This window comes from Sorangium sp. So ce726 (genome assembly GCF_051521405.1).
Lineage (GTDB): Bacteria > Myxococcota_A > Polyangia > Polyangiales > Polyangiaceae > Sorangium.
Genome location: NZ_CP150349.1, coordinates 11,812,699 through 11,828,227, shown reverse-complemented (window position 1 = coordinate 11,828,227; position 15,529 = coordinate 11,812,699). Strand labels below are relative to the sequence as shown.

General features: G+C 72.0%; 11 protein-coding genes. 8 read left to right on the top strand and 3 right to left on the bottom strand.

Features of this window, described 5'->3' with window-relative positions:
* Positions 1–304: 304 nt before the first annotated feature.
* On the top strand, positions 305–928 hold the full coding sequence (locus tag WME79_RS44185) for a hypothetical protein (protein WP_437527993.1): 624 nt from the start codon (positions 305–307) through the stop codon (positions 926–928).
* Here WME79_RS44185 and WME79_RS44180 read toward each other — a convergent pair.
* Positions 910–2,973: a carotenoid oxygenase family protein gene (locus WME79_RS44180; RefSeq protein WP_437527990.1), complete on the bottom strand. Its 2,064-nt coding sequence runs from the start codon at positions 2,971–2,973 to the stop codon at positions 910–912. The genes WME79_RS44185 and WME79_RS44180 overlap by 19 nt on opposite strands.
* A gap of 286 nt (positions 2,974–3,259) precedes the next feature.
* Here WME79_RS44180 and WME79_RS44175 point away from each other — a divergent pair, with 286 nt between their 5' ends.
* The 3 genes from WME79_RS44175 (at position 3,260) to WME79_RS44165 (ending at position 5,346) form a co-directional block, all read left to right on the top strand.
* Positions 3,260–4,381 (top strand): site-2 protease family protein, encoded by a 1,122-nt coding sequence (locus tag WME79_RS44175; protein ID WP_437527987.1) that lies wholly within the window; start codon positions 3,260–3,262, stop codon positions 4,379–4,381.
* Positions 4,382–4,455: 74 nt separating this feature from the next.
* Complete coding sequence (locus WME79_RS44170) at positions 4,456–4,872, top strand: hypothetical protein (RefSeq protein ID WP_437527985.1); 417 nt, start codon at positions 4,456–4,458, stop codon at positions 4,870–4,872.
* Between the two features lie 33 nt (positions 4,873–4,905).
* Positions 4,906–5,346, top strand: coding sequence for a hypothetical protein (locus tag WME79_RS44165; RefSeq protein ID WP_437527982.1), 441 nt, complete (start codon positions 4,906–4,908; stop codon positions 5,344–5,346).
* Between the two features lie 153 nt (positions 5,347–5,499).
* Here the strand turns inward: WME79_RS44165 and WME79_RS44160 are convergent, their stop codons facing one another.
* Positions 5,500–6,927 (bottom strand): sensor histidine kinase, encoded by a 1,428-nt coding sequence (locus WME79_RS44160; RefSeq protein ID WP_437527980.1) that lies wholly within the window; start codon positions 6,925–6,927, stop codon positions 5,500–5,502.
* Between the two features lie 137 nt (positions 6,928–7,064).
* Here WME79_RS44160 and WME79_RS44155 point away from each other — a divergent pair, with 137 nt between their 5' ends.
* The 4 genes from WME79_RS44155 to WME79_RS44140 all read left to right on the top strand — a co-directional run bounded on the left by WME79_RS44155 (position 7,065) and on the right by WME79_RS44140 (position 12,260).
* A complete protein-coding gene (locus WME79_RS44155) occupies positions 7,065–9,266 on the top strand; it encodes a putative metal-binding motif-containing protein (protein WP_437527977.1) in 2,202 nt (733 codons plus the stop codon).
* Between the two features lie 48 nt (positions 9,267–9,314).
* Entirely contained in the window at positions 9,315–10,247 is a 933-nt protein-coding gene (locus tag WME79_RS44150) for an ABC transporter permease (protein ID WP_437527974.1), read from the top strand.
* Positions 10,244–10,897 carry a hypothetical protein gene (locus WME79_RS44145; RefSeq protein WP_437527971.1) on the top strand — a complete coding sequence of 218 codons (654 nt, stop codon included), beginning with the start codon at positions 10,244–10,246 and terminating at the stop codon, positions 10,895–10,897. Before WME79_RS44150 ends, WME79_RS44145 begins: the two co-directional genes overlap by 4 nt.
* Before the next feature lie 475 nt (positions 10,898–11,372).
* The gene (locus WME79_RS44140; protein WP_437527968.1) at positions 11,373–12,260 is read left to right on the top strand and encodes a zinc metalloprotease HtpX; all 888 of its coding nucleotides are present in this window, start codon (positions 11,373–11,375) and stop codon (positions 12,258–12,260) included.
* A 19-nt stretch (positions 12,261–12,279) separates the two neighbouring features.
* On the opposite strand, the gene WME79_RS44135 is transcribed toward WME79_RS44140, so the two are convergent.
* Complete coding sequence (locus WME79_RS44135; RefSeq protein WP_437527965.1) at positions 12,280–15,399, bottom strand: hypothetical protein; 3,120 nt, start codon at positions 15,397–15,399, stop codon at positions 12,280–12,282.
* Positions 15,400–15,529: the final 130 nt, after the last annotated feature.

Genomic DNA, 15,529 nt, shown 5'->3' with positions numbered 1-15,529 from the left:
TGCGCCGCTTTCCTGCTCGGGCGGCGGACGGAGGCGAATCGACTGTTATTCCCACTTGCGCAGGACGTTCTGTAAATGGTCCAGTGGAGGATGTCGGTGACGGGGAGGGAGCATCCGATTGTGTAGTTTGCCCCACGGCTCTCGACGACTCGGTAGCGGGTTGTCTCATGTCGTCCGGGACGCTGGCTCTCCAGCGTGCTCGGCGCTGGCCGAACGGCGGTGGTGGAGCGCCGGATCGAGCTGCCCTGGCCAAGGTTCGCAGGAGCGGCGCGCGTCGGTCGCGGCGCCGTAACAGAGCAGAAACATGTTCCAGCGTCGCATCGCGGCTGTCGCCGCCTATCTGCCGGAGCGCGTCGTCACGAACCAAGAGCTCATCACCAGCTACGGTCTCCCTCACGCTGCGGACTGGCTGCACGAGACGACGGGGGTCGCGGAGCGGCGCTTCGCCGACGCGACGGAGACCACGCTTTCCATGGCCGCGGCGGTGCTGCGGGAGCTCATCGAGGTGGGGCGGCTCCGCGATCCCTTCGTCGATGTCCTCATCATGACGAGCGACGACGGCGGGGGAGGGGACGCCGGCGGGGCGGCCTTCGCCGCGTGCATGGCCGGCCTCGTGCCCGCGCTGACGATCGATCTCACGCCCGCTCAGGGCGGTTTTGCCGCGGCCGTCGAGCTGGCGAATCGGCACCTCGACAGGGGTTGTCGGCGCGTGCTCATCGTGGCGAGCGACGTGCGGTCGCGGCGCCTGCGCGAGGGGCAGCCGTGGGGCAACCACCAGATCACGGAGATCCTGGGAGACGGCGCCACGGGCGTGCTGCTCGAGCGGGTCGACGGCCTCGGGGCCGAGGTCCCCCCGCGCGGCGCCGAGCCGCCCTCGTCTCGCGGCTCCCAGCCGTTCCTCGCCGCGGCTCACGCGAACCGCGGATAGACCTCCTCCTCGAACAGCACCTTCACCTGGTCGCCGGGGGCCTCTGCCACGAACTCCTCGTAATCCTCCCGCACCGGCACCCTGTATCCACCCCGCCACGGCGCGACCGAGTTGAGCCACGCCGTGTGGAGGGTCAGCCCTGGCCGGAACGCCGGGTGCCCCAGCTTGCAGAGCGGCCCTCGCGCCAGGTTCGTCGCGTCGAAGATCCAGATCTCCGCGCGGCACGGCGTCGCGACGATCGCGACGACGTACCCGTCCGTGTCGGCCCCGCTGCCGCCGCGCCGCGGGACGAACTGCAGCGAGCTGAGCCAGGACCCCACGGCGCGCCGCGGGAACTCGTAGCGATCCTCGATCCGCATCGCGCGGTGGTTGAACCGGAACAGGCTGTCGGGGTGGCCGCCCTCCGCGCGCATCCGGCGGAGCGCCGGGAGGGGGAGCGACCTGTGCGGGTGCGCCGCGTAGAGACGATCGATGAACTCGGTCGACAGCTCATCCCATATCCCGCCGCCGCGCCAGTAGACGTTCTCGACGCGATCGGGCGGCATCCACGACGCGCCCGTCTCCCGGTACGCATAGAGGCCGACGCCGAGCGCCCGCTCGGCATCGGCGAACACCGTCTGGTCCACGACGCGCTCGGCCGCTGCGTCGAGGGTATACCGGCCGATGCGGTTCACGTCCGCCTGCCCGAGCGGGAACAGGCCGCGCAGGCGTGGCGGCGCCGGAGTCTTGTCGGCGGCGTGCCGATCGCAGGGCCGGAGCCACTCCCCGTGATCCGTCGCGCAGTTGTGCGCCGCGTGCACGGTGATGCGGTCCCCCGCGTCCTCGTAGTCGACGAGGAAATGGAGAGTCTCCAGCGGGACGACGACCCGCTTCACCACGACCGGCCCGCCGCCCGGCCGCAGCGCGTCCCGCCGGACCAGGTAGAACGTCGTGCTCGGCTCGTGGGGCATCGTGAGCAGCGACCGGACGAGGCGCTCGACCCCGGGGCTCTCCTTGGAGCTCCGGAACGCCACGCTCTCCAGGCCGATCCTGAAGGCCGTGTCCGCGAGCACGACCCAGCGCCGCGTCAGCCCGATCTGGTGCACGCTCTGCTCGATGCGCACCGGCGCGCCGCTCGGCAGGACCAGCGCGTGCCGCTCGGGCTCGTTGTGGCCGTCCCATCGCACGAGGTGCACGAAGTCGCCCGCCGGCTCGTCGAGCGCGACGCCGCCGAAGCGCGCCGCCTGCCGCGCGAGGAGATCGCCCGGCCCCGGCGGCGCGCTCGGGCGGAGGCGCGCGGGCAGGAGCTCGAGCGCCCGCTTGGCGAACGCCTCGATCCGATCGGCCCTCGGGCGGACGAGCTGCTGCTCGATCATCGATGCGGCCGCCGCGGCGAGACGATCCCAGGAGCGCGGGAGCGCCCCGAGCTCGTCGAGCCGCGGCAGCGACGCGATGAACAGGTGGAGGAGCGAGCGGCCGTAGTTGACGGTGAGGAGCTCGCCCCGCTCCGCGTCGAAGCATGGATGCGCGCTCGAGAGCGTCATCGGAAAGGGGTGATCGACGGGCGCGGCCGGGTACCACGTGCTGTTGCGCCCGACCGGCGTGACGAGCTCCAGCGTGGCCGGGTCGATCTCGTAGGGCCTGCCCGTGTCGCTCGTTACGAGCAGGCGCGCGGGCGCGCGCGGCGCGTGCATGGGCACGAACGCGGTGTTGAGGTGGTTCCGCAGGCCGAGGTGCGGCGAGAAGCGGAGCAGCCCTGCGTCACGGAAGCCCAGCGCCTCGAAGCGCGTGCCGGGGCGCGAGGCGGCGTCCGCGTGATAACAGGGGGTGCGCGCGATCTTCGAGGTCAGCCGGACCGCCCCGCCGCGGCCGAAGTCGAGCCGGTAGATCATCCCATTGCCATTGAGGATCGGCGCGCCGTCCGCTCTGGGCAGGTCGCCGTCCACCGAGCCGACGGGCCCGATCGCGAACACGTGGCCCGTGAGGTCCCTGGGCACGCCGCCCGAGTGCGATGAATCCAGGACCGCGAGCTCGACCTTCGTCAGCTCTTCCGTGCTCGCTGCCATCAATGCATCGGGGACGCGCTGGCGCATGACGACCTCGGTCACACCAAGCTACGCCAATCCGCGCGCGGCGTGGGCGCCGCGCTGCGCCGTGCGTACTCAAACGCGCTCCCCTGACCGTGATTCCCGCCTGGGACGGACGCGCGCTGGCGCCGTCGCAGCGGCGCGCGCCTCTCTGCATTGCGTGGCGGCGCTGCGCGGCTGCCCTGGTCTTCCGCGCATTGGCGCCGTCTCGGCGGCTTGCGAAGGTGCTTGTCGGCCCCATCTGTACCTGTGGATCAGGAGGCACATGTTCGACCAGGGGCTGACAGTCCTGCGGATCCGTGGAATCCCGATACGCCTGCACATCACATTGCTGATTTTCCTGCCGTACGTGGCGTGGGCGGCGTCGTCGCAGTTCTCGGTGATCGCGTCGTCGCTCGGGATTCCGCGCGAGGAGATGCGCTTGCCGCCGCTCGCCTGGGGGGCGATCCTGGCTGTCGGGCTGTTCGTGGCGGTGCTCGTGCACGAGCTGGCCCACTCGTTCGTCGCGCTCAAGAACGGGATCCGGGTGCGCGCGATCACGCTGATGATGCTGGGCGGCGTCTCGCAGATGGAGCGCGACGACCCCGAGCACGAGGCGTGGATGGCGTTCGCCGGGCCGCTCGTGAGCTTCGGTATCGCGCTCGCCAGCTACGTCGCGTATCGGCTGCTCCCGGCGCCGGCGGAGATCGGCGCCGCGCTCGTGGCCTTCGCGATCACGAACGCGCTCCTCGGCGCGTTCAACCTGCTGCCGGCCTTCCCGATGGATGGCGGCCGGGTGCTGCGCGGGCTGCTCCTGCGCCGTCTCGGGCGGACCCGCGCGACGCGCATCGCGACCGCGACCGGCAAGGCGATGGCGGTGGCCTTCGGGCTCTTCGGCCTGCTCTCGTGGAACCTGATCCTGGTGCTCATCGCGATGTTCGTTTACATGGGGGCGTCGGCCGAGCAGGCGCGCTCCAGCACGAACGAGCTCCTCCGCGGCATCCCGGTCGCGCGGCTCATGACCGATCGGCTCGGCGAGGCGTATGCGGACGAGAGCCCTCGCGCGGTGGCCGAGCGGCTCCTGCGCCACAACCTGGTCGGCGCGCGGGTGATCGACGATCCCCGGGACGGCGAGGGGCGCCGCGAGATCGGCGTCGTCACGGTCTGGGATCTCGCGCGCCAGCTGCAGGGCGGCGCCGCGCCGGCGACGGTCGGCGCGGTGATGCCCGTGGATGTGCCGAGAGCGCACGCGGACGACGACGCGTCCCGCTCGTTCGACGCGCTGGCGAGCGGCGAGGCGAGCGTGATCGCGGTGCTCGACGAGGGGGAGCGCGTGATCGGCCTGGTGACGTCGGCGGAGATCCAGCGCGCGCTCGCGCTCGCCGGCGCGCTCCGCGCGGCCCGCTGAGCGCCGCGGCGGAGATCTCGAGTCGCGCCGCGCTGGCACTCGCGTTGCTGAGTCACGCTCCGAGGAGCAATGACGTGAAGCAGAGCAACAACGTGACTCCGCCCGTGCGAGGGCGGTCCAGATCTCTCGGTGTGACGAGGGCCTCGCTCGCCGCGGCTGCGCTCGCGGTCGGCGCCTCGCTGCTCATGGGGTGTATGGGCACGGTCGGGACCGAGGGTGCGTTCGTCGTGTCCGGCGTTCCGGCGGTGCGCGCCGAGGTCGTCCCGGTGGAGATCGCCGCCTATCCGCGCGTCTACTTCCGCGGGACATATGCCTACCTGGTCGACGGTCGCTGGTTTTACCCGACGAACCGGGGCTGGGTCATCTTCGAGGAGGAGCCCACGGAGCTCCAGCACTACAGGCAGACGTACCGGACGTCGCCGCGGTACGTGCCGGAGCGCGAGCTGAGCTATCCGCGCGAGCGGGGGCGCCGTTACTACACACCGCGCTGACGGCGAGGCAGCAGTGAAAGGACGGGTACGAGGATGAATCAGGAGAAGAGCGTCTTTCCCCTCTGCGGCCTCGCGTTATCGAGCTTCCTGGCCCTGGGGTGCATCGTCGACGTGGAGCCCAGCCCCCAGCGCCGGCCGCGGCCTGTGCAGGCCGTCGGGAGCCTGACGATGGATTGGACCGTGGCCAACCGGATCGATTCGCGGGCCTGCTCCCAGCACAGCCGCCGAGGAGCGGATTTCGAGCTGATCGTTTACCGGGGCAGCCGCGAGGTGGCGAGAGACTACGCGCGCTGCGAGGATTTCAGTGTAACCGTGGATCTCCCGCCCGATGAGTACACGGCCACGGCAACGCTCGTGGAGCGTGGCAACGACCGCCCCGTCACCACCACGCTGACGGTGGACAACATCAACATCGTGCGCGGCGCGACGCTCAACCTCGACGTCGATTTCCCGACGAACTCGTTCCTGCGATAGCAGGCGAGATTTCAACGCAAAGGCGCAAAGACGCAAAGGCGCAAAAAAGAACAGACATCATGCCTTTTTGCGACTTTGCGCTCTTGGCGTCTTTGCGTTGAATCTCTCTCCGCTCGCGAGGCAGAGCCGTGGCAGGATTTCTGCCACGAGGCGCTACCCCGATCGCGGGATCGTGAGCCGCACCCGCGTCTCTCCGCGCGGCCCGTCCTCGATGGCGATACCGTAGTTCGTGTGGGCGGCGATCGCGTGCGCCGCGATGAGCGGCAGCGCCGGCGGGCGGCCCTGGGCGACCGCCTCGAAGTCGCGGCTCAGCACGACGCTCCGCGCCGCGGCCGGGAGCGGCGGCCCGGCGTCGTCGAACGTGATCTCGACCCCGCTCGGGCCCTCGGAGAGGGAGACGAGCACCTCGCTGCCCGGCGGCGACGCGCTGATGGCGTGATCGAGCAGCGCGTGCAGCAGCACCGTCAGCGCGCCCTGCGGCACCACCTCCTGCGTCGTCTCCGGCGCCTCGACCACCACGCGCACGTCGTGGCGGGCCGCGCGCGCGAGATCGTCCTTCACGACGTCGCGCAGCACGTCGGCGACGTCGCAGTGGCGCGGGAACTCGTGGAGCGGACACGCGCCCAACCTGGCGAGATCACTGACGATTTCTGACGCCGCGGTCACGTGGCGCCCCACCGACGAGGCCGTCTCGCCCGCGTCGCCGCCGTGGGTCCGGAGCGGCGCGATGTCGCGGCCGATCGCCGACAGGATGCCGCGCAGCTGCGTGCCGAGCACGCGCACCGCGGCGACGAGCACCGCGAGGCTGTCGCCGCTCGGCGGCAGGTGCGACACCGGCTCGCTGCCGCCGAGCCGCGAGATGACGCCGGACAGCGACCCGCGCTCGCGCTCGCCCTCGGCCCGGGAGAAGACGGCGGCGAGCTCGCGCGCGTACGCCTCGCCCTGGGCCTGCGCCGCGGCGAGCTCCTTCCGGAGGCTCTCGACCTCGAGGCGCTGGAGATCGACCTCCGCGGGCAGCGTCAGCGTCTGCATCTGGCCGTCGAGCTCGAGCCGGCCGCCGTAGCGCAGCGCCATGCGCGACAGCCACACCCGCTCGGTCTCGAAGTTCACGGGCGTCTCCGGGCCGAGGTTGACCCGGACGCTGACCTCGTCGCCGACGCGGTGGATGCTCACGTCGGGCGCTCCGGCCACGCTCGAGGGGTCGCCGCCCTGCGCGATGAGCACCTGGAGCATCCGCCGGAGCTCGGTCTCGTCGCCGAACACGGTGGTCCCTTCGCCCATCTCGATCTGCACGCGCGCCTCGGGCGCGACCTCCCAGAGGAGCGCGGTCAGGTCGACGCGGCCGCGCCGCCCGCGCGGCATGGGGCGGCCGTGGAGCGAGGCGAGCATGCTCACCGCCTCGTCGAGCCGGTTGAGCGTGCTCTCGACGCCGCCCGAGCTGTCATCCGGCGAGGGCGTCGGCGGCGGCGCGCTCTCGGTCGCGATCATCCCCACGCCCTGGCGGAGCTTCTGGGCGGCGCTCCGCGCCTCCTGCGCCAGCAGCCACGTCAGCTCGGGTCGGGTCAATCTGTCGCTGGTCACCCTGTTTTTCCCTCTATCCGCGACGCTCGGCGGAATCGCGCGCCATGATGCCAGACGTGGCGGTGCCCTGCTACGCTCATTGCCGCTCACCTCGTTCGATGCGGACTCGCACTTCCTCCTTCTTGACGCCTTCCTCCTTGACGCGTCTCGCTCTCCTCTGTGGAGCGTTCGCCGCGGCGGCGCTTTCCGGCGTCGCCTGTGCCTCGAGCGCCCCGAGCCCCTTCCCGTCGGCCGGTGGAGCGGGCGGCGCCGGCGGCGAGGGCGGCGCTGGCGGTGCCGGCGGCGACCAGGCTCCAGCGGACCCGACGCTCGGCGGCCCGTGCGTCGACGACGAGCAGTGCGAGGACGGATTTCCCTGCACCTTCGATGCGTGCGACACCGCCCTCGGGCGGTGCCGTTTCACGCCGGACGACAGCGCGTGCCAGAACGACGTCTACTGCGATGGCGTCGAGCGCTGCAACCCGCGGCTCGGCTGCGTGCCCGGCGCGCCGATCGCGTGCGACGATCAGAGCACATGCACGATCGACGCCTGCGACGAGGCGACCAAGTCGTGCTCGAGCGCGCCGCGCGACGCCGATCTCGACGGCGATCCCGACGAGCACTGCGGCGGGGGTGACTGCGACGACGCCGATCCCACGGTGTCGTCGGCGCAGCCCGAGGTCTGCGGCAATGATCGGGACGACGACTGCGACGGGCGCGCCGACGAGGGCGGCTGCGTGTCTCCGGAGCACGACACGTGCCTGGACGCGCTGGAGATCTCGGCGCCGGGCTCGTACGCGATGACGACGGCGGGCGCGGGCTTCCACTACGCGAGCTCGTGCGGCCTGCCCCGCCCTGCGAGCACGCACGACGTCGTGGCCGCGGTGATCTTGCCGCCGGGGCCACCGGTCGACGTCGAGGTGACCGTGCGGACGGAGGCCCCCGATGAGGAGACGGAGGCCACCGACGTCGCCGTGACGCTCGCCGGCCAGTGCGGCGACGCCGCGACCGAGATCGCGTGCGGGGGCCCTCACGAGACGGCGGACGGCGGCAAGCTCGCGAAGCTCCGGGCCCGCGGCCTCGGCGATCCGGAGCGGGCGACGGTGTTGCCGCTCTACGTGACGACGAAGGTGGGCGCGCCGGTCATCGTCGACGTGGCGTTCCTGCCGCCGGCGCCGGCGCCGGAGAACGAGACGTGCGGCACGGCGGCGACCCTCTCGCCGGGGGCGCCGGCGCTGGCGACGATCCTCGACGCCGCCCTGGATCTCGGGACCGCGTGCGAGACCGGGCTCGGGGAGCTCGTCTACACGTTCGAGCTCGCCGAGCCCCAGGACGTCGACCTCTACGCGATCTCGACCGACGGCGACGGCGATCCCTCGCTCTCGCTGCGGAGCGCCGCGTGCGCGCTGCCGGAGGACGAGCTCGCCTGCCAGACGGCGGCGGCGCCGCACCTCTTCCGGCGGGCGCTGCCTGCGGGGGTGTACGCCGTTGCGGTCTCCGCCACGGCGCCGACCTCGGTGCTCGTCACGCTGGAGCTCTCGGCGCCGACCGAGCCGCCGCCGGACGAGGGGTGCGAAGGGGCGGCCGAGCTCGCGCCGAACCGGACGGTCTCCGTGTCGCTGCTCGGCCACCAGGACGACGTGGATCTCGGCTGCGGCCCGGCGGCCGTCGACGCCGTGTACGCGCTCGAGCTGCCGGTGGCGTCCGACGTGCTGCTCGTCGAGAAGCTGTCGGCCGGCGACACCGGCGCGATCGCCCTGTCCGCGCCGGCGTGCAGCGGCGAAGGCGATCTCCTCGCGTGTGGCGAGGGCGAGGTCACGCCGCTCCGGAGCGCGCGGCGCAACGTCGCGCCGGGGTCGTACCGGGTCGTGGCCGAGGCGCAGCTCGGCCAGCCCGTGAGCGTGACGGCGTTCGTCCGGCCGGCGGTGCCGCCCACGCTGGTGCCCTTCTCCGACGCGTGCGAGGAGGCGCTGGAGATCCCGGAGAGCGGAGGCTTCTTCCAGGGCAACACGGCCAACGCCGCCGCGGACTTCGACGCCGGCTGCGACCGCGCCGGCACGGAGGAGGGCGGCGCCCGGGACCAGCTCCTCCGGCTCACGCTCACCGCGCGCAGGCGGGTCGTGCTCGACATGGCCGGATCGAGCTACGACACGCTGCTCTCGGTCCGCCGCGGCCCGGGCTGTCCCGGCGTTGAAATGCCGCTTTCCTGCACGATCGGTACGGATCCCCAGCGGAGCTTCCTCGATCTCGTGCTCGATCCTGGCGTGTATTACCTCCAGATCGACGGCCACGCGCTCGCGCACGGCCTGTGGTTCCTGGACGTTCGGGTCGTCGACCCCGGGGACGACGCCGCCCCCTGACCCGCGGCACTTTACAAGCTCCCCCCGTCCCTTGCTAACGTCGCCTCGATGTTCGGCCGCATCTCTGCGATCGCCCTCAACACCTACCGGGAATCGCTTCGGGCGCGGATCCTCATCGGCCTCGCGGGCGTCGCCTTCGCGGTCGCGTTCTACTCGATCATCGTCGGCGCCTACACGCTCCGCAACGGGGCGAGGGTCGTCAGCGACCTCGGCGTCGCGTCGATCTCGCTCTTCAGCATCGCGGTCGCGGTCATCATCGGCGCGACGTCGCTGTACCGCGAGCTCGAGCAGAAGACGATCTTCCCGATCCTGGCCCGCCCGGTGCGCCGCGGCGAGTACCTCGTCGGCAAATACCTCGGCACGCTGCTCACGCTCGGGGTGTTCATCCTCGCCGACGCCGGGCTCGTGCTGCAGATCAGCGCCGTGCTGGCCGGCCGCTCGCTGGCCCTCGTGGCGGGCGCCGGGGCCGCCTCGCTGGCGGCGCTCGGGCTCGTGGCGTGGCGCTCGCCGCTGGCGCGCACGTACGGGTTCATCCCCTGGGCGGCGGTCTTCCTCGTGCTCGGCGCGCTCTTCTCGGACGGCGCGCCGACGGAGCGGCGCGTCGTGCTCGCGGGCAGCGCGCTCGCGTTCCTCGAGGTCGGCATCGTCGCCGCGATGGCGACGCTGTTCTCGTCGTTCTCGACGCCGTTCCTGTCCTCGCTGCTCACGCTGGGCGTCTTCCTCATCGGGCGCAACGCCGACTCGCTCGCCCGGATGCCGGTGAAGTACTTCGGCCCCCAGATCAGCGCCGCGGCGCACGCCTTCTCCAAGGTGGTCCCGAACCTTCAGATCTACGTGCCGCCGCGCCCGTTGCTCGCGGGCGAGGTCGCTGACGCGAACCTCCTCGTGTACCTGGGCTGGGCGGCGATCACGTGCGCCGGGTGGGCGCTCATTCTCCTTCTGGTGGCGGCGTTCGTCTTCAAGAGACGCGACTTTCTGTGAGGCTCTCGGTCGTGCTCGGCGTGCTGCGCGGCCTCGCGGTCGCCGGCTTCCTCGTCGGCGCGGTGTCGCTGCGGGTGGTGGCCGCGGGCGAGGGGGAGATCGCAGAGAGCACGGACGCCCTGCGCGCCGGCGACGCGCACGCGGCGGCGCTCCACGCGCGGCGGGCGGCGGGCTGGTACGCCCCCGGGGCGCCGCATGTCCGCGTGGCGTACGAGCGGCTGATCGCGCTCGCGACGGCCGCGGAGGGCCTCGGTCAGGCCGACACGGCGCTCTTCGCGTGGCGCGCGGTGCGCACGGCGGCCCTGGAGACGCGGTGGCTGACGACGCCGCACGCGGAGGACCTCGAGCTGGCCAACGCGGCCATCGCCCGCCTCTCGGCGGCCGCGCCGCGCCCGCCGGGCACCCGGACGGAGCCTGCCGTGGCGGTCGAGCGGCAGCACCTCGCGGCGCTTGCGCGCGACGAGGCGCCGCGGGTCGGCTGGGTCGTGGCGCTCGTCGGGGCGTTCGCGGCGTGGGTCGCGGGCGCCGTCTGGGTGGTGCGGCGCGGGGTCACGGTGACGGGGCAGTGGGTGTGGCCGCGGGCGGTGCCGGGGCTCGCGGTGTGCGCGGCGGGGGTCGCGGTGTGGCTTCTGGCGATCTGGCAGGCGTGACGCGCGCTGCTGGCGCATTCCAGGTCGAGCTCGAGCATCGCGGGAAGCGGGGGTCTTGCCGGGTCGCCCGGCCCTCGGAGCCCCTGGCCGTCGCGCGGCGCAGGGAGGGCTGAACTCGCCTGAGACGTCACTGCTCCGGCAGAACCGGAGCAGTGACGTCAAATGGGCTCAGACAACAGCCCTCCCTGCGCCGCGCGACGGCCAGGGGCTCCGAGGGCCTACGGCATTTGCCGAAGAAGGATGAGCTCGACGACGCGGTATCCGAGGTGGAATGGGCCGCGAGGCGAAATGGGGCGGTGGGGCGAAATGGGGCGGGCCAGCAGGGGTGGCGGTCAGGAGAGCCACAGGCGGGAATCCGCCGGACACGACGCCTGCTGATCGGGTGCGCGGGGTATTGCAATGCGACGACGCGCGACACATCGATCTCCAGGGAGCGGCTTTTGCAGCGCTCTGCTTCGAGGAGGATACGAAGTTCATGAAGAATCAGATCAAGACGATCCTGTTGCTCGGCGTCATGTCGGCAATCCTGGTGTCCATCGGCGGGGCGCTGGGGCCCGGGTACCTCGTCTTGTTCGGCGTGCTCGCGCTCGCGATGAACCTGGGTGCGTATTTCATGTCCGACCGCATCGTGCTCGCGGTGCACCGGGCCGCCGAGGTATCGCCCTTCGATGCCCCGGGACTGCACCGGATGGTGGAGGAGCTCTCGAGCCGGGCGGGGATCCCGAAGCCCCGCGTCTATGTCATCCCGGACGCGCAGCCGAACGCCTTCGCCACGGGGCGCAACCCGGAGCACGGCGTCGTGGCGGTGACCGAGGGCATCATGCAGCTCCTGAGCGAGCGTGAGCTGCGCGGCGTGCTGGCGCACGAGATCGCGCACATCAAGAACCGCGATATCCTGGTATCGACGATCGCGGCGGCGTTCGCCTCGGGCATCACGTGGGTGGCCCATGCCGTGAGCTTCGCCGGGATATTCGGCGGATCGTCGGATGACGAGGAGGACGGCGCGAGCCCGCTCGGCGGGCTGGCCCTCGCGATCGTGGCGCCGATCGCGGCGACCCTCGTGCAACTCGGCATCTCGCGGTCGCGTGAGTACATGGCGGACGAGCTCGGCGCGAAGCTGTCCGGGGATCCGGAGGCGCTCGCCAGCGCGCTGTCCAAGCTGGAGCACGGCGTGGCGCTCGTGCCCCCCGAAGCGGCGCGCCCGGCGACGGCCAGCCTCTTCATCGTCAATCCGCTCGCCGGGGCTGGCTCGGTGCTGAAGTGGTTCTCGACGCACCCGACGACCGAGGAGCGTGTGAGCCGGTTGCTCTCGATGGCATCGAGCGGGCGGACGGCGCGGGGGTTTTCGAACGCGATGGCCTGATGGCGGGCATTGGCCGCCTTCACTCCACGGACTGCGGATCCTCGTCGTCGTCGCTGTCGGCGTCCTGGTCGTCGCTGTCGTCGTCCTCGTCTTCCTCGGGGGGCCTCGGCGCGAGCGCCACACGCGGGTAGTGTTCGCCAGAGGCGTCACGGCGCCCGGCCTCCCAGGCGTCCTCGAGGTTGACGAGCTCATACCAGCCAAGGCGATTCACGGCCTCGAAGAAGAACTTGCCGTCAGCGCTCGGCTCGAAGCTGAGGGGCTCCGGCTCGAGCTCGGCGAGCGTGCGGACGCCGTCGTCGTAGACGCCCCAGACCCGGATAGGCTTGCCTTCGGAGGCCTCCAGCACGGCCACGCGGCCCCCCGCGGCGCTCTCCACGACGCGCAGGTCCAGGTCGCCGCGCGCCTCCAGCCTGGACGCGCCGCCGCTGACCGAGAAGATCCAGGTCTCCGACGAGGTGCCGACGATCACCCGCCCGGAGGCGAGCGCCTCGAGCGTGTAGACCTCGTCCTCGCTCTCCTCCTTGCTGAAGTCGTGCACGAGGACCGGCTTGCCGTGCGGGAGGTCTACCCACCACAGCTTGGCGTCGCCGTCGGTCGCCACGAGGGCGGCGCTCCGATCCGCGTTGACCAGGCCCGTCGACGAGGGGGAGCTCGCCTTCACCGCGGTCTCGATGAGCTCCCCGTCCTTCAGCACGGCGAAGACGAAGGAGCGCCGGGCTTCCTTCTTCCACCCGATGTACACGTCGGCGGGGCGGTAGCGCTCGACCTCCCGCGCGCCCGCTCCGAAACGCGCGCGCACGTCCTTCGGGATGTCGTCCTCGTCCTCGTCCTCCGGCAGCGGGCGCTGCTTGCCCAGGTAGCGCACGCCGACGCGGCCCGGGGCGGGCTCGATGGCGTACTCCTCGGGCGCCTTCTTCGGGCCTGACTCCGGCGCCTCGTCGTCGTCATCGCCCTCCTCGGACGGCGTGTACACGGCGACCTCCGGGCTCGTGGCGAGCCGCTCGACCAGCGCGTCGAGGCCGAGCAGCTCGTAGGTGTCGCCGATGTGATCCATGAAGGCCCGGCCCTCGGCGATCCGGACGTCGCCCACAGAGGCCTTCACGCGGGCCACGCGGCGCAGCTTGCTCCCGTCGAAGCCGACGATGGTCAGCCCGTCCTCGGAGTCCTCGCCCTCGTAGCTCTTGACGAGGAGCAGCCGGCCGCCGAGGGCGGGGGTCAGGCCGTAACCGCTCACGTCCCAGCGCTGCTCGAGGACGGCGCCCTCTCCCTCGCGGCGGTAGACGTCGAGGGACTCGCCCGTGGCCAGGATGACGCGGCCCTCCGGGCCGTAGGCGATTTCGGAGATCGACGCCTCGTGCTCGAAGAGGCGGCGCAGCTTGCCGTCTGCGAAGGAGAGCTCGGCGACGAGCTTGTAGTCGAACCCGTACAGCACCGCGCCGCCGTCCTCCCGCGCCGCGATGTAGCCGTGGGGGCTGGGCAGCGCCTCGCCCTCGGCGCGCTTGAGCTCCCCGCCCTCGATCCAGGCGGCCGTCGCCGGCTTGCGCCGGAGCTTCGCGATGCCGTAGACGCGATCGCCGGGCGCCACCGCGACGCAGGAGCTCGACCCGAACAGCTCGCGCTCCGCGCGCTCGATCTCGGGCTCCGGGGGCACATCGCGCGACTTCCGCTGCTCCACCCGGATCGCGCCCTCCAGCACCTCTGGCCGTGCGCCCTCTTCCTCGTCGCCCTCGCCGGACGCGCTCTCGCCCTCGTCGTCGCCCTCGCCGGACGCGCTCTCGTCTTCGTCCTCGTTGCCGGGTTCGTGCTTCTTCAGCTCGGGGAAGGACTCCGGCTGCGCGGCGAAGCGCGCGGCGAGCTCCTCCAGGCCGAGCAGCACGTAGCCATCTTCGCCGTCGATCACGACGACGCGGGCGCCGTCGATCACGATCTCGCCGACCGAGATGCGCACGCGCGCCAGCCGGCGCACCGTGGATCCGTCGTAGCCGAGGAGGGTGACGCCGTCCGCGCTCTCGTCCTCGTCGTCGAAGCACTTCATGAGGAGCAGGCGTCCGCCGAAGATCGAGCGCATCCCGTAGCTGTCGAGGTCCCAGCGCCCCTCGAGCGCGACGCCCGAGCCCTCCCGGCGGTAGACCTCGATCGTGTCGCTCGCGACCAGCACACGGTCCTCCGGGCCGTAGGCGACGTCGGCGAAGGGCTCGTCGTGCTCCAGGAGGCGTCGCACGGAGCCCGCCGCAAATAGGACCTCCCATACGGCCTCCGAATCCTCCCCGATCAGCGCCGCGCCGCCGTCGTCGCGCGCGGCGAGGTACACGCCGTGTGTGGTGGCGAGCGGATCGCCCTGAGCGGTGCGGAGCTCGCCGTTCTCGATCCACGCGGCGACGGGCGGCTTTCGCTTCGGCTTGGCGACACCGAAGACGAGGCCGTTCGTCGCGATCAGCCACTCGCTGCTCTGCCCGAAGAGCTTCAGTTGCTCGTCGGAGGGCTCGGGCGCCTTGTAGTCCGGCACGCGCTCCAGCCGGAGCCCGCCGGAGATGACCCTGGGCTTGTCGTCGTCGTCGCTGCTCTCCGCGTCGTCCGCGTCGTGGTCGTCGCCCGCCGCGCTCGCCGACGAGCGCTCCTCCTCGAGACGCGCGGCGCGCGCCGCGGCGCGCGCGGCTTCGACCTCCGGATCCACCGAGCACGCGGCCTCGAAGCGCTCGCCTCCGCCGAAGCGGGGCAGCTCGACGGGCCACCTCGGGCCCGTCGGGGGCTCGGGTCGTTGCTCGGCGGACCAGGCGTCCCAGTCGCTGTCGCTCTCCATCGCCTCGGCCAGGGAAGCGACCTCGATCGGGTGCGCGCCGTGCACCGCGGTGAGGGCCTGCTGGACCGCGCGCGCCATGTCGGCGATGCAGGCCTTGCTCCACCCCGCCGGCCGCACCCGCACGAGCGCCCAGCGATCGGCCCACTGGAAGGGCTCGCAGTGCTCCACCGCGCGCGCGTCGAGCGCCCGCTCCCACGCCTCACCGACAGCGCGCCGCGCGGCCGCGTCCGGGGGCGCCACGAAGCAGAGCTCATAGGAGAACAGGTCCCCTTCGAGGTCGAACCAGTCGCTCGGCGCTGCCCCGAAGAACGCGAACGGATAGGGCTGAGATCCCGGCATGGGGGCGAACGGTACCGCAGCTTCTGGCGAGCGTGCAGGTCCAGACGCCCGACGGCCCGGCGAGGCGCCGGAGGCGCTGCTCATCGTCCACAGTGGGCTTATCGGTTCAGCGAAGCGACGTGCATGGACG

Excerpts from the sequence above, each read along its gene's own strand:
- WME79_RS44175 (WP_437527987.1), top strand. The coding sequence starts at position 3,260 with ATGTTCGACCAGGGGCTGACAGTCCTGCGGATCCGTGGAATCCCGATA.
- WME79_RS44165 (WP_437527982.1), top strand. The coding sequence starts at position 4,906 with ATGAATCAGGAGAAGAGCGTCTTTCCCCTCTGCGGCCTCGCGTTATCG.
- WME79_RS44135 (WP_437527965.1), bottom strand. The coding sequence starts at position 15,399 with ATGCCGGGATCTCAGCCCTATCCGTTCGCGTTCTTCGGGGCAGCGCCG.
- WME79_RS44185 (WP_437527993.1), top strand. The coding sequence starts at position 305 with ATGTTCCAGCGTCGCATCGCGGCTGTCGCCGCCTATCTGCCGGAGCGC.
- WME79_RS44140 (WP_437527968.1), top strand. The coding sequence starts at position 11,373 with ATGAAGAATCAGATCAAGACGATCCTGTTGCTCGGCGTCATGTCGGCA.
- WME79_RS44150 (WP_437527974.1), top strand. The coding sequence starts at position 9,315 with ATGTTCGGCCGCATCTCTGCGATCGCCCTCAACACCTACCGGGAATCG.
- WME79_RS44180 (WP_437527990.1), bottom strand. The coding sequence starts at position 2,973 with ATGGCAGCGAGCACGGAAGAGCTGACGAAGGTCGAGCTCGCGGTCCTG.